This is a genomic window from Amycolatopsis magusensis, assembly GCF_017875555.1.
Classification (GTDB): domain Bacteria; phylum Actinomycetota; class Actinomycetes; order Mycobacteriales; family Pseudonocardiaceae; genus Amycolatopsis; species Amycolatopsis magusensis.
In genome coordinates, this window is the sequence record NZ_JAGGMS010000001.1 from 3209174 (window position 1) to 3224454 (window position 15281).

Annotated in this window: 1 protein-coding gene (cut by a window edge); it reads left to right on the top strand. The window is 72.5% G+C overall.

All coding sequences use genetic code 11. The features are described from left to right. On the top strand, window positions 1–15271 hold the 3' end of the coding sequence (locus tag JOM49_RS42950) for a type I polyketide synthase (RefSeq protein WP_308158739.1). The gene continues 17744 nt to the left of window position 1, outside the view; 15271 of the gene's 33015 nt are visible here — the last part of the coding sequence; the start codon falls outside the window, past its left edge; the stop codon is at window positions 15269–15271. Window positions 15272–15281 lie beyond the last annotated feature (10 nt).

Consider the following 15281-nt stretch of genomic DNA (forward strand, 5'->3'; position numbering starts at 1 on the left):
CGCGCTGCCCGAGGGCACCGAGCCCGGCAGGTTCGGCCTGCACCCGGCGCTGCTGGACGCGAGCCTGCACGCCCCGCTGCTCGTCGGCGTGACCGACGGCGCCGGGGGCGGCCTGCCGTTCTCGTGGGAAGGCGTCTCGCTGCACGCGACCGCCGCGGCGGCCGTGCGCGTGCGGTTCACCCCGACCGGTGACGGCTTCTCGATCGCGGTCGCCGACCCGGCCGGTGCGCCGGTGGCCTCCGTGCGGTCGCTGGTCACGCGGGTGGTCGCCGAGCCGGTGGCGCAGCGCGACCCGCTGTTCCGCATCGACTGGGTGCCCGCCACCGGGCAGTCCACCACGGACGCCTACGAGACCTACCACGTCGAGACCGCCGAAACGCACGCGGCGACGGCCGAAGTGCTCGGCGTGCTCCAGCGGTGGCTGGCCGAGGAACGCGACTCACGGCTCGTGATCGTGACCCACGGCGGGCTCGCCGCGGCCGCGGTCGGCGGCCTGGTGCGGACCGCGCAGGCGGAGAATCCCGGCCGATTCGGCCTGATCGAGACCGACGCGGAGGTGCCCGCGGAAGCGTTCGCGGTGGACGAGCCGCACGTCCGGGTCCAGAACGGCGAAATCCTGGTCCCGCGGCTGGCCCGGACTCAGCCGGGAACGGAGTTCACCTGGTCCGGCCAGGTGCTGATCACCGGGGGCACCGGCGGGCTCGGCCTGGCCGTCGCGCGGCACCTGGTGGCCGAGCACGGCGTGCGCGACCTGCTGCTGGTCAGCCGCCGTGGTGAAGCGGACGTGTCGGACATCGATGCCAACGTGCAGGTCGCCGCGTGTGATGTGGCGGACCGGGAGGCGCTGGCCGAGTTGCTGTCCCAGCACGACGTGAAGGCCGTGATCCACACGGCCGGGGTGCTCGACGACGGCGTGATCGGCTCGCTGGACGCGGATCGGCTGGACACCGTGCTGCGGCCCAAGGTCGACGCGGCCTGGAACCTGCACGAACTGACCGGCGACCTCGACGCCTTCGTCTTGTTCTCCTCGGCCGCCGGCGTGTTCGGCACGGCCGGGCAGGGCAACTACGCCGCCGCGAACGCCTTCCTCAACGCCCTCGCCGAGCACCGCCGGGCCGAAGGACTGCCCGCGGTGTCGCTGGCCTGGGGCGCCTGGGACCAGACCGGCATGCTCGCGGGAACCGACCTGGAACGGCTCGCGCGGGCCGGGATGCCGCCGATGACCGTCGAGCAGGGCTTGGCGCTGTTCGACGACGCGATGGGTGCCACCGAGGCCACGCTGGTACCGATCCGGCTGGACCTGCCCGCGCTGCGGGCGCAGGGCGAGATCCGGCCGCTGCTGCGCGGCCTGGTCCGCAGCCGCTCCCGGCGCACGGTCGCCGGGGCGGAAACCGCGATGACGCTGGTGCAGCGGCTCGCGTCGCTGGGCGAGGCCGAGCGCACGGACGCGCTCGCCGACCTGGTGCGCGGCCAGGTCGCGGTGGTGCTGGGGTACTCCGGCGCCGAGGCCGTCGACCCGGCGCTCGCCTTCCAGAGCATGGGCTTCGACTCGCTGACCGCGGTCCAGTTGCGCAACCGCCTGACCACGGCGACCGGCCTCAAGCTGCCCGCCACCCTGGTCTTCGACTACCCGACGCCGATGGTGCTCGCCACGCACCTGCGTGACGAACTGTTCGACGCGGGCACGGTGGTGCCGCGGCAGGTTACGCGGGCCGTCTCGGACGACCCGATCGTGATCGTCGGCATGTCCTGCCGCTTCCCCGGGGACGTCGGGTCGCCGGAGGACCTGTGGCGGCTGGTGTCCGAGGGCGCCGACGCGATCACCGGCTTCCCGGCCAACCGCGGCTGGGACCTCGACGCGCTCTACAACCCGGACCCCGAGGTGTCCGGCACCTCCTACACCCGCCTCGGCGGCTTCCTGCACGACGCCGGCGAGTTCGATCCGGTGTTCTTCGGGATGAGCCCACGCGAGGCGCTGGCCACCGACGCGCAGCAGCGCCTGCTGCTCGAAGGTTCGTGGGAGGCGCTGGAGCGCGCGGGCATCGACCCGGCGTCCCTGCGCGGCAGCCAGACCGGCGTGTTCGCCGGGGTCATGTACAGCGACTACGCCACCATCCTGGACGCCGAGACCTCCGAAGGCTTCCAGGCGACCGGTGGTTCGTTGAGCGTCGCCTCCGGCCGGGTGTCCTACACCTTCGGCTTCGAGGGCCCGGCGGTCACCGTCGACACGGCCTGCTCGTCCTCGCTGGTCACCATGCACCTGGCCGCGCAATCGCTGCGGCAGGGTGAATGCGATCTCGCGCTGGCCGGTGGGGTCACGGTGATGTCCACGCCGAGCACCTTCGTCGAGCTGTCGCGTCAGCGCGGTCTCGCGGTGGACGGCCGGTGCAAAGCGTTCTCCGACTCCGCCGACGGCGCCGGGTTCTCCGAGGGTGTCGGCCTGCTGGTGCTGGAGCGGATGTCCGACGCCAAGCGCAACGGACACCAGATCCTCGCGGTGGTACGCGGTTCCGCGGTGAACCAGGACGGCGCGTCGAACGGGTTGACCGCGCCGAACGGTCCCTCGCAGCAGCGGGTGATCCGCCAGGCGCTGGCCAACGCCGGTCTGTCCACTTCGGACGTCGATGTGGTGGAGGCACACGGCACCGGAACCACGCTGGGCGACCCGATCGAGGCGCAGGCACTGCTCGCCACGTACGGCCAAGACCGGGAACGGCCGCTGTACGTCGGCTCGGTGAAGTCCAACCTCGGGCACACCCAGGCCGCGGCCGGGGTCGCCGGGGTGATCAAGATGGTGATGGCCCTGCGGCACGGGCTGCTGCCGAAGACGCTGCACGTCGACACGCCGTCGTCCCATGTGGACTGGGAGGCCGGTGACGTGGAGGTGCTGATGCGGCCGACGGACTGGCCGGAGGTCGACCGGGTGCGCCGCGCGGGAGTCTCCTCGTTCGGCATCAGCGGGACCAACGCGCACGTGATCCTGGAGCAGGCGCCCAAGTCGGACGCGCCGGTGCTCGAGCTGCCGGGCGACCCGGCGCCGGTCGAGGGCCAGGCGCCGTGGGTGGTGTCCGCGAAGTCGGCCGCCGCGCTGGACGCCCAGCTGGACCGGATCCGCGTGCTGGACGGCGACCCGATCGACATCGGCGCTTCGCTGCTGACCACGCGGGCCGAGTTCGACACGCGGGCGGTGCTGCTCGGTTCGGATGTGGTGCGCGGCAGTGTCGCGGAAGGCGCGTCGGCGCCGGTGTTCGTGTTCCCGGGTCAGGGGGCGCAGTGGGCCGGGATGGCCGTGGAGCTGCTGGACTCGTCGCCGGTGTTCGCCGAGTGGATGGCCGAGTGCGACCGCGTGGTCGGTTCACTGGTCGACTGGTCGGTGGTGCGGGTCCTGCGTGACTCGCGCAACGGCGGTGCGGCCGCGGCGACGTTGCTGGAGCGCATCGAGGTGCTGCAGCCGGTGTTGTTCGCGGTGATGGTGTCGCTGGCGCAGTTGTGGCGGTCCGTCGGCGTGGAGCCCGCCGCGGTGGTGGGTTCTTCGCAGGGTGAGATCCCGGCGGCCTACATCGCGGGCGCGCTGAGCCTGGAGGACGCGGCGAAGATCGTGGTGCTGCGTAGTCAGTTGTTCGCCGACGAGCTGGTGGGCAATGGTGCGGTGGCGTCGGTGGCGCTGTCCGAGGACCAGGTGCGCGAGCGCCTGCCGGAGGGCCTGACGATCGCCGGGGTGAACGGCCCGCAGGCGGTCACGGTGGCCGGTCCGCTGGAGCCGCTCAACGAGTTCGTCGCCGCCTGTGTGGCTGAAGAAATCCGTGCACGGGTGGTTCCGTCCACAGTGGCCTCCCACTGCGCTCAGGTGGACCCGCTGCGCGACGCGATCCTCGAGATGTTCGCGGACATCACGCCGCTGGAAGCGCGGATTCCGTTCTACTCGACGGTGACCGGTGGCCTGGTCGACAGCAGCGAGCTGGGACCGGAGTACTGGTTCCACAACGCCCGCCAGCCGGTGAACTTCGCCGGTGCGGTCAAGGTGCTGCTCGACGACGGCTTCCGGGTCTTCCTCGAGCCGAGCGCGCATCCGGTGCTGACCATGGCGGCGCAGCAGACCGCCGAATCGCTGGACGTGCCGACCGTCGCGGTGGGCTCGCTGCGCCGCGACGAGGGTGGCCCGGCGCGGTTCATGACCTCGCTCGCCGAGGCCTACGTGGCCGGGGTGCGCGTGGACTGGCGGGTGTTCTACGCCGGTACGCGGGCCCGCCGGGTCGACCTGCCGACCTACGCCTTCCAGCACAAGCAGTTCTGGCCGGAACCGCTCACCCCGGCGACCACGGTGGACCCGGTGGACGCCGAGTTCTGGGAGCTGGTCGAGGACGGCGACTTCGCCGGCGAACTGGACCTGGACACCGGCACCGCCGCGCTGGTGGTGCCCGCGCTGGCCGGCTGGCGCAGCCGCCGCCGCGCGAAGTCCACTGTGGATTCCTGGCGGTACGACGAGTCGTGGACGCCGATCAGGCCGTCCGGGGTGCTGTCGGGCACCTGGCTGGTCGTCGTGCCCGAGGGCGGCGAGCCCGTCGAGCTGGGCGTGGAGACCGTCACTCTGGAAGTCGGGGACGTCGACCGCGCCGAGCTGGCCGAGACGCTGCGGGCCCTCGAAGGTGAGTTCGCCGGGGTGCTGTCGCTGCTGGGCACCACGGACGCGCCGCGCGTCGGCGCCGTCCCGGCGGGACTGGCTCGTTCGCTGACCCTGGTGCAGGCGCTGGGAGACGCGGAGCTCGACGCTCCACTGTGGAACGTCACCCGCGGTGCCGTCTCGGTGGCGGAAGCCGCCGAGGTCACCGAGCCCGATCAGGCCGCGCTCTGGGGCCTCGGCCGGGCCGTGGCCCTCGAACAACCGCGCCGCTGGGGCGGTTTGGTCGACGTGCCCGCGGGCCTCGAAGACCGGCTGGCCGCCGTGCTGACCGGTGACGAGGACCAGGTGGCGATCCGCGCCGAAGGCACCTACGGCAGACGACTGGTGCACGCGGCCCCGGCCGAGCAGGTCCGCCGGTGGCAGCCGAGCGGCACCGTCCTGATCACCGGCGGCACCGGCGGTCTGGGCGGATACGTCGCCCGCTGGGCGGTCACCACCGGTGCCGAGCACGTGGTGCTCACCAGCCGTCGTGGCCTCGACGCGCCCGGCGCGCCGGAACTGCGGGCCGAGCTCGAAGGCATGGGCGCCCGCGTCACCATCGCCGCCTGCGACGCGGCGGACCGCGACGCGCTGGCCGCGTTGCTCGCCGAGCACCCCGTGACCGCCGTGGTGCACACGGCCGGTGTCGGCGTCGGCGATGCTCCGGCCGAGTCGCTGACCGTCGAGCAGCTGGATGGATTGCTGCGGTCGAAGCTGGCCGCGGCCTGGAACCTGCACGAACTGACCGGCGAGCTGGACGCCTTCGTGTTGTTCTCCTCGGGCGCGGCGATGTGGGGCAGCGGTGGCCAGCCGGGGTACGCGGCGGGCAACACCTTCCTCAACGCCTTCGCCCAGTACCGCCGCGCGCGGGGCCTCACCGCCACCTCGATCGCCTGGGGCGCCTGGGCCGAGGCGGGGATGGCCACGCACGAGGACATGGCCGAGCACCTGGTCCGGCGCGGGCTGCTGTCGATGGAACCGGAGCTGGCGCTCAGCGCCCTGCAGCGGGCCATCGAAGAGGACCGCACGCTGATCACGGTCACCAACACCGACTGGGAGCGGTTCGCGCCGAGCTTCACCAGCCAGCGCGCGAGCCGGTTGCTCTCGGAGCTGCCCGAGGTCCGGGCGCTGGAGGACGACGAGCCGGAGGAGGAATCGGCGCTCAAGCAGCGGCTCGCCGGGCTGGGCGAGTCGGAACGCACGCGGGTGCTGCTCGACCTGGTCCGCACCGAGGCCGCCGCGACGCTGGGCTTCGACGCGGCCGAGGACCTGCCCGCCGGCAAGGCGTTCCGCGAGGTCGGCTTCGACTCGGTGACCGCGGTGCAGCTGCGCAACCAGCTCAAGGCCGCGACCGGCCTGGCCCTCCCCGCCGCGCTGGTCTTCGACTACCCGACCCCGCGGGCGCTCACCGAGCACCTGCTCGCCGAGCTGTTCGGAAGCCGTGAAAGCCACCTTCACGGCACCGAGGAACGCCGTGAAAGCCACGGCACAGATCCCATCGTGATCGTGGGGATGGCCTGCCGCTACCCGGGTGGGGTGACCACGCCCGAGGAGCTGTGGCAGCTGGTCGACAGCGGGACCGACGCGATCGCCGGGTTCCCCGCCGACCGCGGCTGGGCGCTGGACGCGATCAACAGCGCCACCCGCGAGGGCGGCTTCCTCACCGACGTGGCCGGGTTCGATGCGGGCTTCTTCGGCATCTCACCGCGTGAGGCGCTGGCGATGGACCCGCAGCAGCGCCTGGTGCTGGAAACCACCTGGGAGGCCATCGAACGCGCGGGCATCGACCCGATGTCCCTGCGTGGCAGCCAGACCGGCGTGTTCATGGGCACCACCGGCCAGGACTACCCGAACCTGCCGGGCAACAACGGCGACATGGACGTCTACGCGACCACCTCCTCGGTGGCCAGCGTGATCTCCGGCCGCGTCTCCTACACCGCCGGTCTCGAAGGCCCGGCGGTCACCGTGGACACCGCGTGCTCGTCCTCGCTGGTCTCGATCCACCTCGCCTCGCAGGCGCTGCGCCAGGGTGAATGCGACCTGGCGCTGGCCGGTGGCGTCGCGGTGATGTCCACGCCGAGCGCCTTCAACGCGTTCAGCTCGCAGGGCGGGCTCGCCACCGACGGCCGCTGCAAGTCGTTCGCCGAGGCGGCCGACGGCACCGGCTGGTCCGAGGGCGTCGGGGTGGTCGCGCTGGAGCGGCTGTCCGACGCACAGCGCCACGGCCACCCGATCCTCGCCGTGGTCAAGGGCTCGGCGATCAACCAGGACGGCGCCTCGAACGGGCTGACCGCGCCGAACGGGCCGTCGCAGCAGCGGGTGATCCGCGCCGCGCTGGCCGCCGCCGGTCTGTCCACTTCGGACGTCGACGCGGTGGAGGCCCACGGCACGGGCACCGTGCTGGGCGACCCGATCGAGGCGCAGGCGGTGCTCGCTACGTACGGCCAGGACCGTGAACGACCGGTGCTGCTTGGCTCGATCAAGTCGAACCTGGGCCACCCGCAGTCCGCCGGTGGCGTGGCCGGGTTGATCAAGATGGTGATGGCGTTGCGCCACGGCGTGCTGCCCAAGACGCTGCACATCGACACGCCCTCGGCCAACGTCGAGTGGGACGCGGGTTCGGTGGCACTGCTCACCGAGCGCACCGAGTGGCCGGAGACCGGCCGCCCGCGCCGGGCCGGGGTGTCGTCGTTCGGCGTGAGCGGGACGAACGCGCACCTCATCCTGGAGCAGGCACCGGTCGTCGAGCCGGTGATCGAGCAGGCCGACGTGGAGCCGGCCGTGGTCCCGTGGCTGGTGTCCGGCCGGTCGGCCGAGGCGCTGGGCGCGCAGTTCGCCCGCCTCGAAGCCTTCGTGGCCGCCAACCCGGAGGTCTCGCCGCTGGACGTCGGCTTCTCGCTGGCGGCCACCCGCTCGGCGTTCGAGCACCGGGCGGTGCTGGTGGACGGGTCCACCGAGCTCGCTCGCGGGGTCGCCGGTGAGCGTTCGCTGGCGGTGCTGTTCTCCGGCCAGGGTTCGCAGCGGCTGGGCATGGGCCGCGAGCTGTACAAGCGGTTCCCGGTGTTCGCGGCGGCGCTGGACGAGGTGCTCGAACACCTCGACGTCCGCGAGGTCATGTGGGGCGAGGACGCCGACGCGCTGAACCAGACCGGCAACGCGCAGCCCGCGTTGTTCGCCCTCGAAGTGGCGCTCTACCGGCTCGCCGAGTCGTGGGGTCTCCGGCCCGACTACCTGACCGGCCACTCCATCGGCGAGATCGCCGCGGCCCACGTGGCCGGGGTGCTCAGCCTCGAAGACGCGTGCACGCTCGTCGAAGCACGCGGCCGGCTCATGCAGGCGTTGCCCACCGGAGGCTCGATGGTGGCGATCGAGGCCACCGAGGACGAGGTCGCACCCCTGCTCACCGACGACGTGTCCATCGCCGCCGTCAACGGGCCGACCTCACTGGTGATCTCCGGAAACGCGCAGGTCACGGCTCGGATCGCGGAGGAGTTCACCGGGCGCGGGCGGAAATCTAGGCGTTTGCCGGTCAGCCATGCGTTCCACTCACCCTTGATGAACCCGATGCTCGACGACTTCAGGACCGTGGTGACGGGCCTGTCGTTCGGCGAGCCCAGGATCCCCGTGGTGTCCACTTTGAGCGGTGAAATCGCCACGCCGGCCCAGCTGGCCGACCCCGAGTACTGGGTGCGGCACGTGCGCGAGACGGTGCGGTTCGCCGACGGGGTGCGCACGCTGACCGGCGAGCGCGTGGACACCTTCCTGGAACTGGGACCCGACGGCGTGCTGTCCGCGATGGCGGCCGAGACCACGCCGGGGTCGGTGGCCGTGCCGGTGTTGCGCAAGGACCGCGGCGAGGAACTGGCCGCCGTGAGCGCACTGGCGAAACTGCACGTCAGCGGCGTGGAACTGGACTGGCGGGCGATCTTCGCCGGGACCGGTGCGCGCCGGATCGACCTGCCTACCTACGCCTTCCAGCACGAGCGCTACTGGCCGGAGCCGGTCGAGGCCGCGGCCGAGGTCGAAGCCGGGGACACGGTCGACGCCGAGTTCTGGGCGGCCGTCGAGCGCGAGGACCTGGAGAGCCTGGCCTCCGAGCTGGGCGTCGAGTCCGAACGCGACTCGCTGGGCGCGCTGCTGCCCGCGTTGTCCTCGTGGCGCAGCCGCCGCCGCGTGCAGTCCACTGTGGATTCCTGGCGGTACCGGGAGACCTGGCGGGCCTTGCCGGGCTCGGCGTCGGGCGCGTTGTCCGGCACCTGGCTGGTGGTCGTGCCGACCGGGTACAGCGACGGTGAGTGGCTCAGCGCGGTGCTCGGCCCGAACATGCTGCGGGTCGAGGTGGCCGGTATCGGCCGCGAGGAGATCGCCGCCCGGCTGCCCGGTGACTTCGAGGGCGGCTTCGCGGGCGTCATCTCGCTGCTCGCGCTGGACGCCGACCTCGGCGGGGTCACCGCCACCGCGTCACTGGTGCAGGCTTTGGGCGACGCCGGAATCCTGGCGCCGGTCTGGGCGATCACCCGCGGCGCGGTCGCGGTCGACGAGTCCGAGCAGGTCGGCGACCCGTGGCAGGCCGGGGTCTGGGGCCTGGGCCGGGTGGCCGCGCTCGAACTGCCGCGGCAGTGGGGCGGGCTGGTCGACCTGCCCGAGGTGATCGACGAGCAGGTCGCGCAGCGATTCGCCGACGTGCTGTCCGGCGCGGCAGGCGAGGACCAGGTCGCCGTGCGCTCCCGTGGGCTCTACGGCCGCCGCGTCATCCCCGCACCCGACGGCGCCGGTGATTGGGTGCCCTCGGGCACGGTGCTGATCACCGGTGGCACCGGCGCGCTCGGCGCGCAGGTGGCGCGGGACCTGGCCCGGCGCGGTGTCGAGCGGCTCGTGCTGCTCAGCCGCCGTGGGCCGGACGCGCCGGGCGCGGTCGAGCTGTGGGACGAGCTGACCGGCCTGGGTGCCGACGTGACCATCACCGCGTGCGACGTCGCCGATCGCGAGAGCGTGGCGCAGGTGCTCGCCGGGATCCCCGCCGGGCAGCCGCTGACCGGCGTGGTCCACACCGCCGGGGTGCTCGACGACGGCGTGCTCGAAGGCCTCACCCCGGAACGCTTCGCCACGGTCTACCGCGCGAAGGTCGACGCCGCGGTGGTGCTCGACGAACTCACGCGCGAGCTGGACCTGACCGCGTTCGTGGTGTTCTCCTCGGTCGCCGGCACGGTCGGCAACCCGGGCCAGGGCAACTACGCCGCGGCCAACGCCGTGCTCGACGCGCTCGCGCAGCGGCGCCGGTCGCTCGGCCTCGCCGCTTCCTCGATCGCCTGGGGTGCCTGGGCCGGGGCGGGCATGGCCGTGGACTCGGAGTGGACCCACCGCGAAGGCTCGCCGGTGATGGATCCGGAGCTGGCGGTCGTCGCGCTGCGGCAGGTCGTCGCCGAGGGTGCGGCCACCATGGTGGTCGCGGACCTGCGGCAGCCGCGGATGCTCGGCTGGCTGCTCGGCATGCGGCCGACGCCCTCGCTGGCGGACCTGCCGGGGGCCCGGCGCCTGCTGGACGAGGCCGAAGCCGCTCGCCGCTCCACCGAGACCGTGGCGAACGAGTTGCACCGGGAACTGCTGGAGCTGTCCGACGCCGAGCAACTCGACGCGGTGCTCGACGTGGTCCGCGCGCGGGTCGCTTCGGTGCTGGCGTACGCGAGTGCGAGTGCGGTGGGCGTGGACAACGCCTTCCGCGACCTCGGATTCGACTCGCTGACCGCGGTCGAGCTGCGCAACCAGCTCAACGAGGCGACCGGCCTCACGCTGCCCGCCAGCCTCGTCTTCGACTACCCGACCCCGCGAACCCTGGCCGCCCACCTGCGTGACGAGCTGCTGGGCCGCCGTGAAAGCCACATTCACGGCGAAATCGGCCGTGAAAGCCACCTTCACGGCGGGACCGACGAACCCATCGCGATTGTCGGGATGTCCTGCTGGTTCCCTGGGGACGTCCGGTCGCCGGAGGAGCTGTGGGAGCTGCTGGTCAACGGGCGTGACGGGGTCACCGGCTTCCCGACCGACCGCGGCTGGGACCTCGACGAGGTGTTCGGCGGCGAGAACCCGAGCATTACCCGATACGGCGGCTTCCTGCCGAACCCGGCCGAGTTCGACCCGGCGTTCTTCGGCATCTCACCGCGTGAAGCGCTGGCCATGGACCCGCAGCAGCGCCTGCTGCTCGAAGGTTCGTGGGAGGCGCTGGAGCGCGCCGGGCTCGACCCGGCGGCGTTGCGCGGCAGCCAGACCGGCGTGTTCGTCGGCACGAACGGCCAGGACTACGCCACGCTGATCGCCAACACCGGCCAGGAGACCGGCGGCCACGGCGCGACCGGCCTCGCGGCCAGCGTCATCTCCGGCCGCCTGTCCTACACCTTCGGCTTCGAGGGCCCGGCGGTCACCGTCGACACGGCCTGCTCGGCTTCACTGGTGGCGCTGCACCTGGCGGTCCAGTCGCTGCGGCAGGGCGAATGCGACCTGGCGCTGGCCGGTGGTGCGACGGTGATGTCCACGCCGCTGGTGTTCTCCGAACTGTCCAAGCAAGGGGCGCTCGCCGCCGACGGCCGCTGCAAGGCGTTCTCCGACGCGGCGGACGGCACCGGCTGGTCCGAGGGTGTCGGCCTGCTCGTGGTCGAGCGGCTGTCCGACGCGAAGCGCAAGGGCCACAACATCCTCGCCGTGGTGCGCGGTTCCGCGGTGAACCAGGACGGTGCCTCGAACGGCCTGACCGCGCCCAACGGTCCCTCGCAGCAGCGGGTGATCCGGCAGGCGCTTGCCAGTGCTGGACTGTCCACAACGGACGTGGATGCGGTGGAGGCACACGGCACCGGCACCGCGCTGGGTGACCCGATCGAAGCGCAGGCGTTGCTGGCCACCTACGGCAAGGAGCGCGAGCACCCGCTGTGGCTGGGCTCGGTGAAGTCGAACCTCGGCCACACGCAGGCGGCGGCCGGTGTCGCGGGCATCATCAAGATGGTCATGGCCCTGCGCCACGGCGTGCTGCCGAAGACGCTGCACGCCGACGAGCCCTCGTCCCACGTGGACTGGAACTCGGGCGCGGTGAGCGTGCTGACCGACACCGTGCCGTGGCCCGAGGTGCGCCGCGAACGCCGGGCGGGCGTGTCCTCGTTCGGCATCAGCGGGACGAACGCGCACATCATCCTGGAGCAGGCACCCGAAGCCGAGCCGGTGGCGCTGCCGCTGAAGGGCACCCGCTCGCCGATCGACGGTGTGGTGCCGTGGGTGCTCTCCGGCAAGACCGAAGCCGCGGTCGACGCGCAGCTGGACAGGATCCGGGCGCTGGACGCGGATCCGCTCGACATCGGCGCTTCGCTGCTCACCACCCGCACGACCTTCGACTCGCGGGCGGTCCTGCTCGGTTCGGACGTGGTGCGCGGCGGTGTCGCGGAAGGCGCGTCGGCGCCGGTGTTCGTGTTCCCCGGCCAGGGTGCCCAGTGGAACGGCATGGCGCTGGAGTTGCTGGACTCGTCCCCGGTGTTCGCCGAGTGGATGGCCGAATGCGACCGCGTCATCGGGACCATGGTCGACTGGTCGGTGGTCGAGGTGCTGCGGGAGTCCCGTGAAGGCGGGGACGGCCTGGAGCGCATCGAGGTGCTGCAGCCGGCGTTGTTCGCGGTGATGGTGTCGCTGGCGCAGTTGTGGCGGTCCGTCGGCGTGGAGCCCGCCGCGGTGGTCGGGTCCTCGCAGGGTGAGATCCCGGCGGCCTACATCGCGGGCGCGCTGAGCCTCGAAGACGCCGCCAAGATCGTGGTGCTGCGAAGCCAGTTGTTCGCCGACGAGCTGGTGGGCAATGGCGCGGTGGCCTCGGTGGCGCTGACCGAAGAACAACTCCGCGAACGCCTGCCGGAGGGCTTGACGATCGCCGGGATCAACGGACCCAAGGCACTCACCGTCGCCGGACCGGTCGAGCTGCTCGACGAGTTCGTGGCGGCCTGTGTCGCCGAGGAGATCCGGGCTCGCGTGGTTCCGTCCACTGTGGCCTCCCACTGCGCTCAGGTGGACCCGCTGCGCGAGGCCATCCTCGAGATGTTCGCCGAGATCACCCCGCGTGAAGCCGACATCCCGTTCTACTCCACGGTGACCGGTGGACTTGTCGACAGTGCCGAACTCGGGCCGGAGTACTGGTTCCAGAACGCCCGTCAGCCGGTGAACTTCGCCGGTGCGGTCAAGGCCATGCTCGACGACGGGTTCCGCGCGTTCGTCGAGACCAGCGCGCACCCGGTGCTCACGATGGCCGTGCAGGCCACCGCCGAGGACCTGGAGATCCCGGCTGTCGCGGTCGGCTCGCTGCGCCGCGACGAGGGCGGCCCGGCGCGGTTCGCCACCTCACTCGCCGAGGCGTACGTCGCCGGGGTGCCGGTGGACTGGACCGTGTTCTTCGCCGGGAGCGGGGCACGGCGAATCGATCTGCCGACCTACGCCTTCCAGCGCCAGCGGTTCTGGCCCGAGCCGGCCAAGCAGAAGGCTGTCGCCACCGCCGATCCGGTGGACGCGGCGTTCTGGGACCTGGTCGAAGACGGCGACTTCGCCGAAGCACTGGCTTTGGACGACGACACTGCCGCACTGGTGGTGCCCGCGCTCGCCGGCTGGCGCAGCCGTCAGCGCACGCAGTCCACAGTGGATTCCTGGCGGTACCGCGAGTCCTGGACCCCGTTCACCGCGAACGAGGCGCTCACCGGCTCCTGGCTGGCGCTGGTCCCGTCCGGCTACACCGCCGACCCGTGGGTGACCGCGGTGCTGGCGGTGCTGGGTGACGACGCGGTGCTGGTCGAGGTCGGGGACACCCACCGGACCAAGCTGGCCAAGGAACTCGCCGAGGTCGCGCACAACGAGTTCGCCGGGGTCGTCTCGCTGGCGGGCATCGCCGAAGCGCCTGCGGTCGGCAACGTGCCGGTCGGCCTGGCGATGACACTGCTGATCGTGCAGGCGCTCGGCGACGCCGGTATCGAGGCCCCGCTGTGGTGCGTCAGCAGGGGAGCGGTCTCGGTCGGCCAGGCCGACCAGGTCAGCCGACCCGAACAGGCCGCGCTCTGGGGCCTGGGCCGGGTGGCCGCGCTCGAACTGCCGCGCCGCTGGGGTGGCCTGGTCGACCTGCCCGAGGAGTTCGACGAGCGGACCGCCGAGCGGCTGTCCGGCGTGCTCACCGGCACCGGCGAGGACCAGGTCGCGGTGCGCTCGGCCGGGACGTTCGGCAGGCGCCTGGTGCACGCGGCCCCGGTCGCCGAGCGGCCGGCGGAGCCGTGGAAGGTGCGCGGCACCGTGCTGATCACCGGTGGCACCGGCGGGCTCGGCGGGTACGTGGCCCGGTGGGCGGTCGCCAGTGGCGCCGAGCACCTGGTGCTCACCAGCCGTCGTGGCCTGGACGCGCCGGGAGCCGTGGAACTGCGCGAGGAACTCGAAGCCTCCGGCGCCCGCGTGACGGTGGCCGCCTGTGACGTGTCCGATCGCGACAGTGTCGCCGCGGTGCTCGACGCCATCCCGGCGGAGACGCCGCTGACCGCGGTGGTGCACGCCGCCGGGGTCGGCGTCGGTGACGCGGCGATCGAAGCGCTGACCATGGACCAGCTCGACGCCCTGCTGCAGGCCAAGATGACCGCGGCGTGGCACCTGCACGAACTGACCGCCGAACTGGACCTCGACGCGTTCGTGCTGTTCTCCTCCGGTGCCGCCAACTGGGGCAGCGGCGGGCAGCCCGGTTACGCGGCGGGCAACGCCTTCCTCGACGCGCTGGCGCAGTTCCGCCGGGCGCAGGGCCGTCCGGCGACCGCCATCGCCTGGGGTGCCTGGGCCGAGGCGGGCATGGTGCACGACAACCCGTCGATGTGGGAGCACCTGACCCGCCGCGGGCTGCTCACCATGGCGCCGGAGCTGGCGATCACCGCGCTGCGGCAGGCGCTCGAGGACGACCAGACCGCGTTGACCGTGACGAACACGGACTGGACCAGGTTCGCGCCGAGCTTCACCGCGAACCGGCCGAGCCCGCTGCTCTCGGAACTGCCCGAGGTGGCGGCGGTGCTGGCCGAACCGGAGACGGACGGCCAGGCCGAGTCCGGCGAATCGGAGTTCAAGCAACGCCTGACCGCGATGCCGGACGCCGAACGCGGCCGGGCCCTGCTGGAACTGGTCCGCGACGAAGCGGCGGCCACGCTCGGCTACGACAACGCTGACGCGCTCCCGGCGAACCGGGCGTTCCGCGAGGTCGGCTTCGACTCGGTGACCGGGGTGGAACTGCGCAACCGGCTCAAGGCGGCCACCGGGCTGTCGCTGGCCGCGGCGCTGGTGTTCGACCACCCGACCCCGGCCGCGATCGCGAAGTTCCTCAAGGCCGAGCTGTTCGGGGAGGACGCGGCCGCCGCCGACGACCCGGACGCGCGCATCCGCGAAACCCTGGCTTCGATCCCGGTCAGCAGGCTGCGCAAGGCCGGTCTGCTCGACATGGTCCTCCAGCTGGCGGGCGAAGAAGCCGAACCCGAGGCCACCGCGGCCGACGCGGGGACCAACGGTGACGTCTCGCTCGACGACATGGACGCCGAAAGCCTGCTGAGGCTGGCTACCGACGGAATTGACGGATAAGGACGGGTTG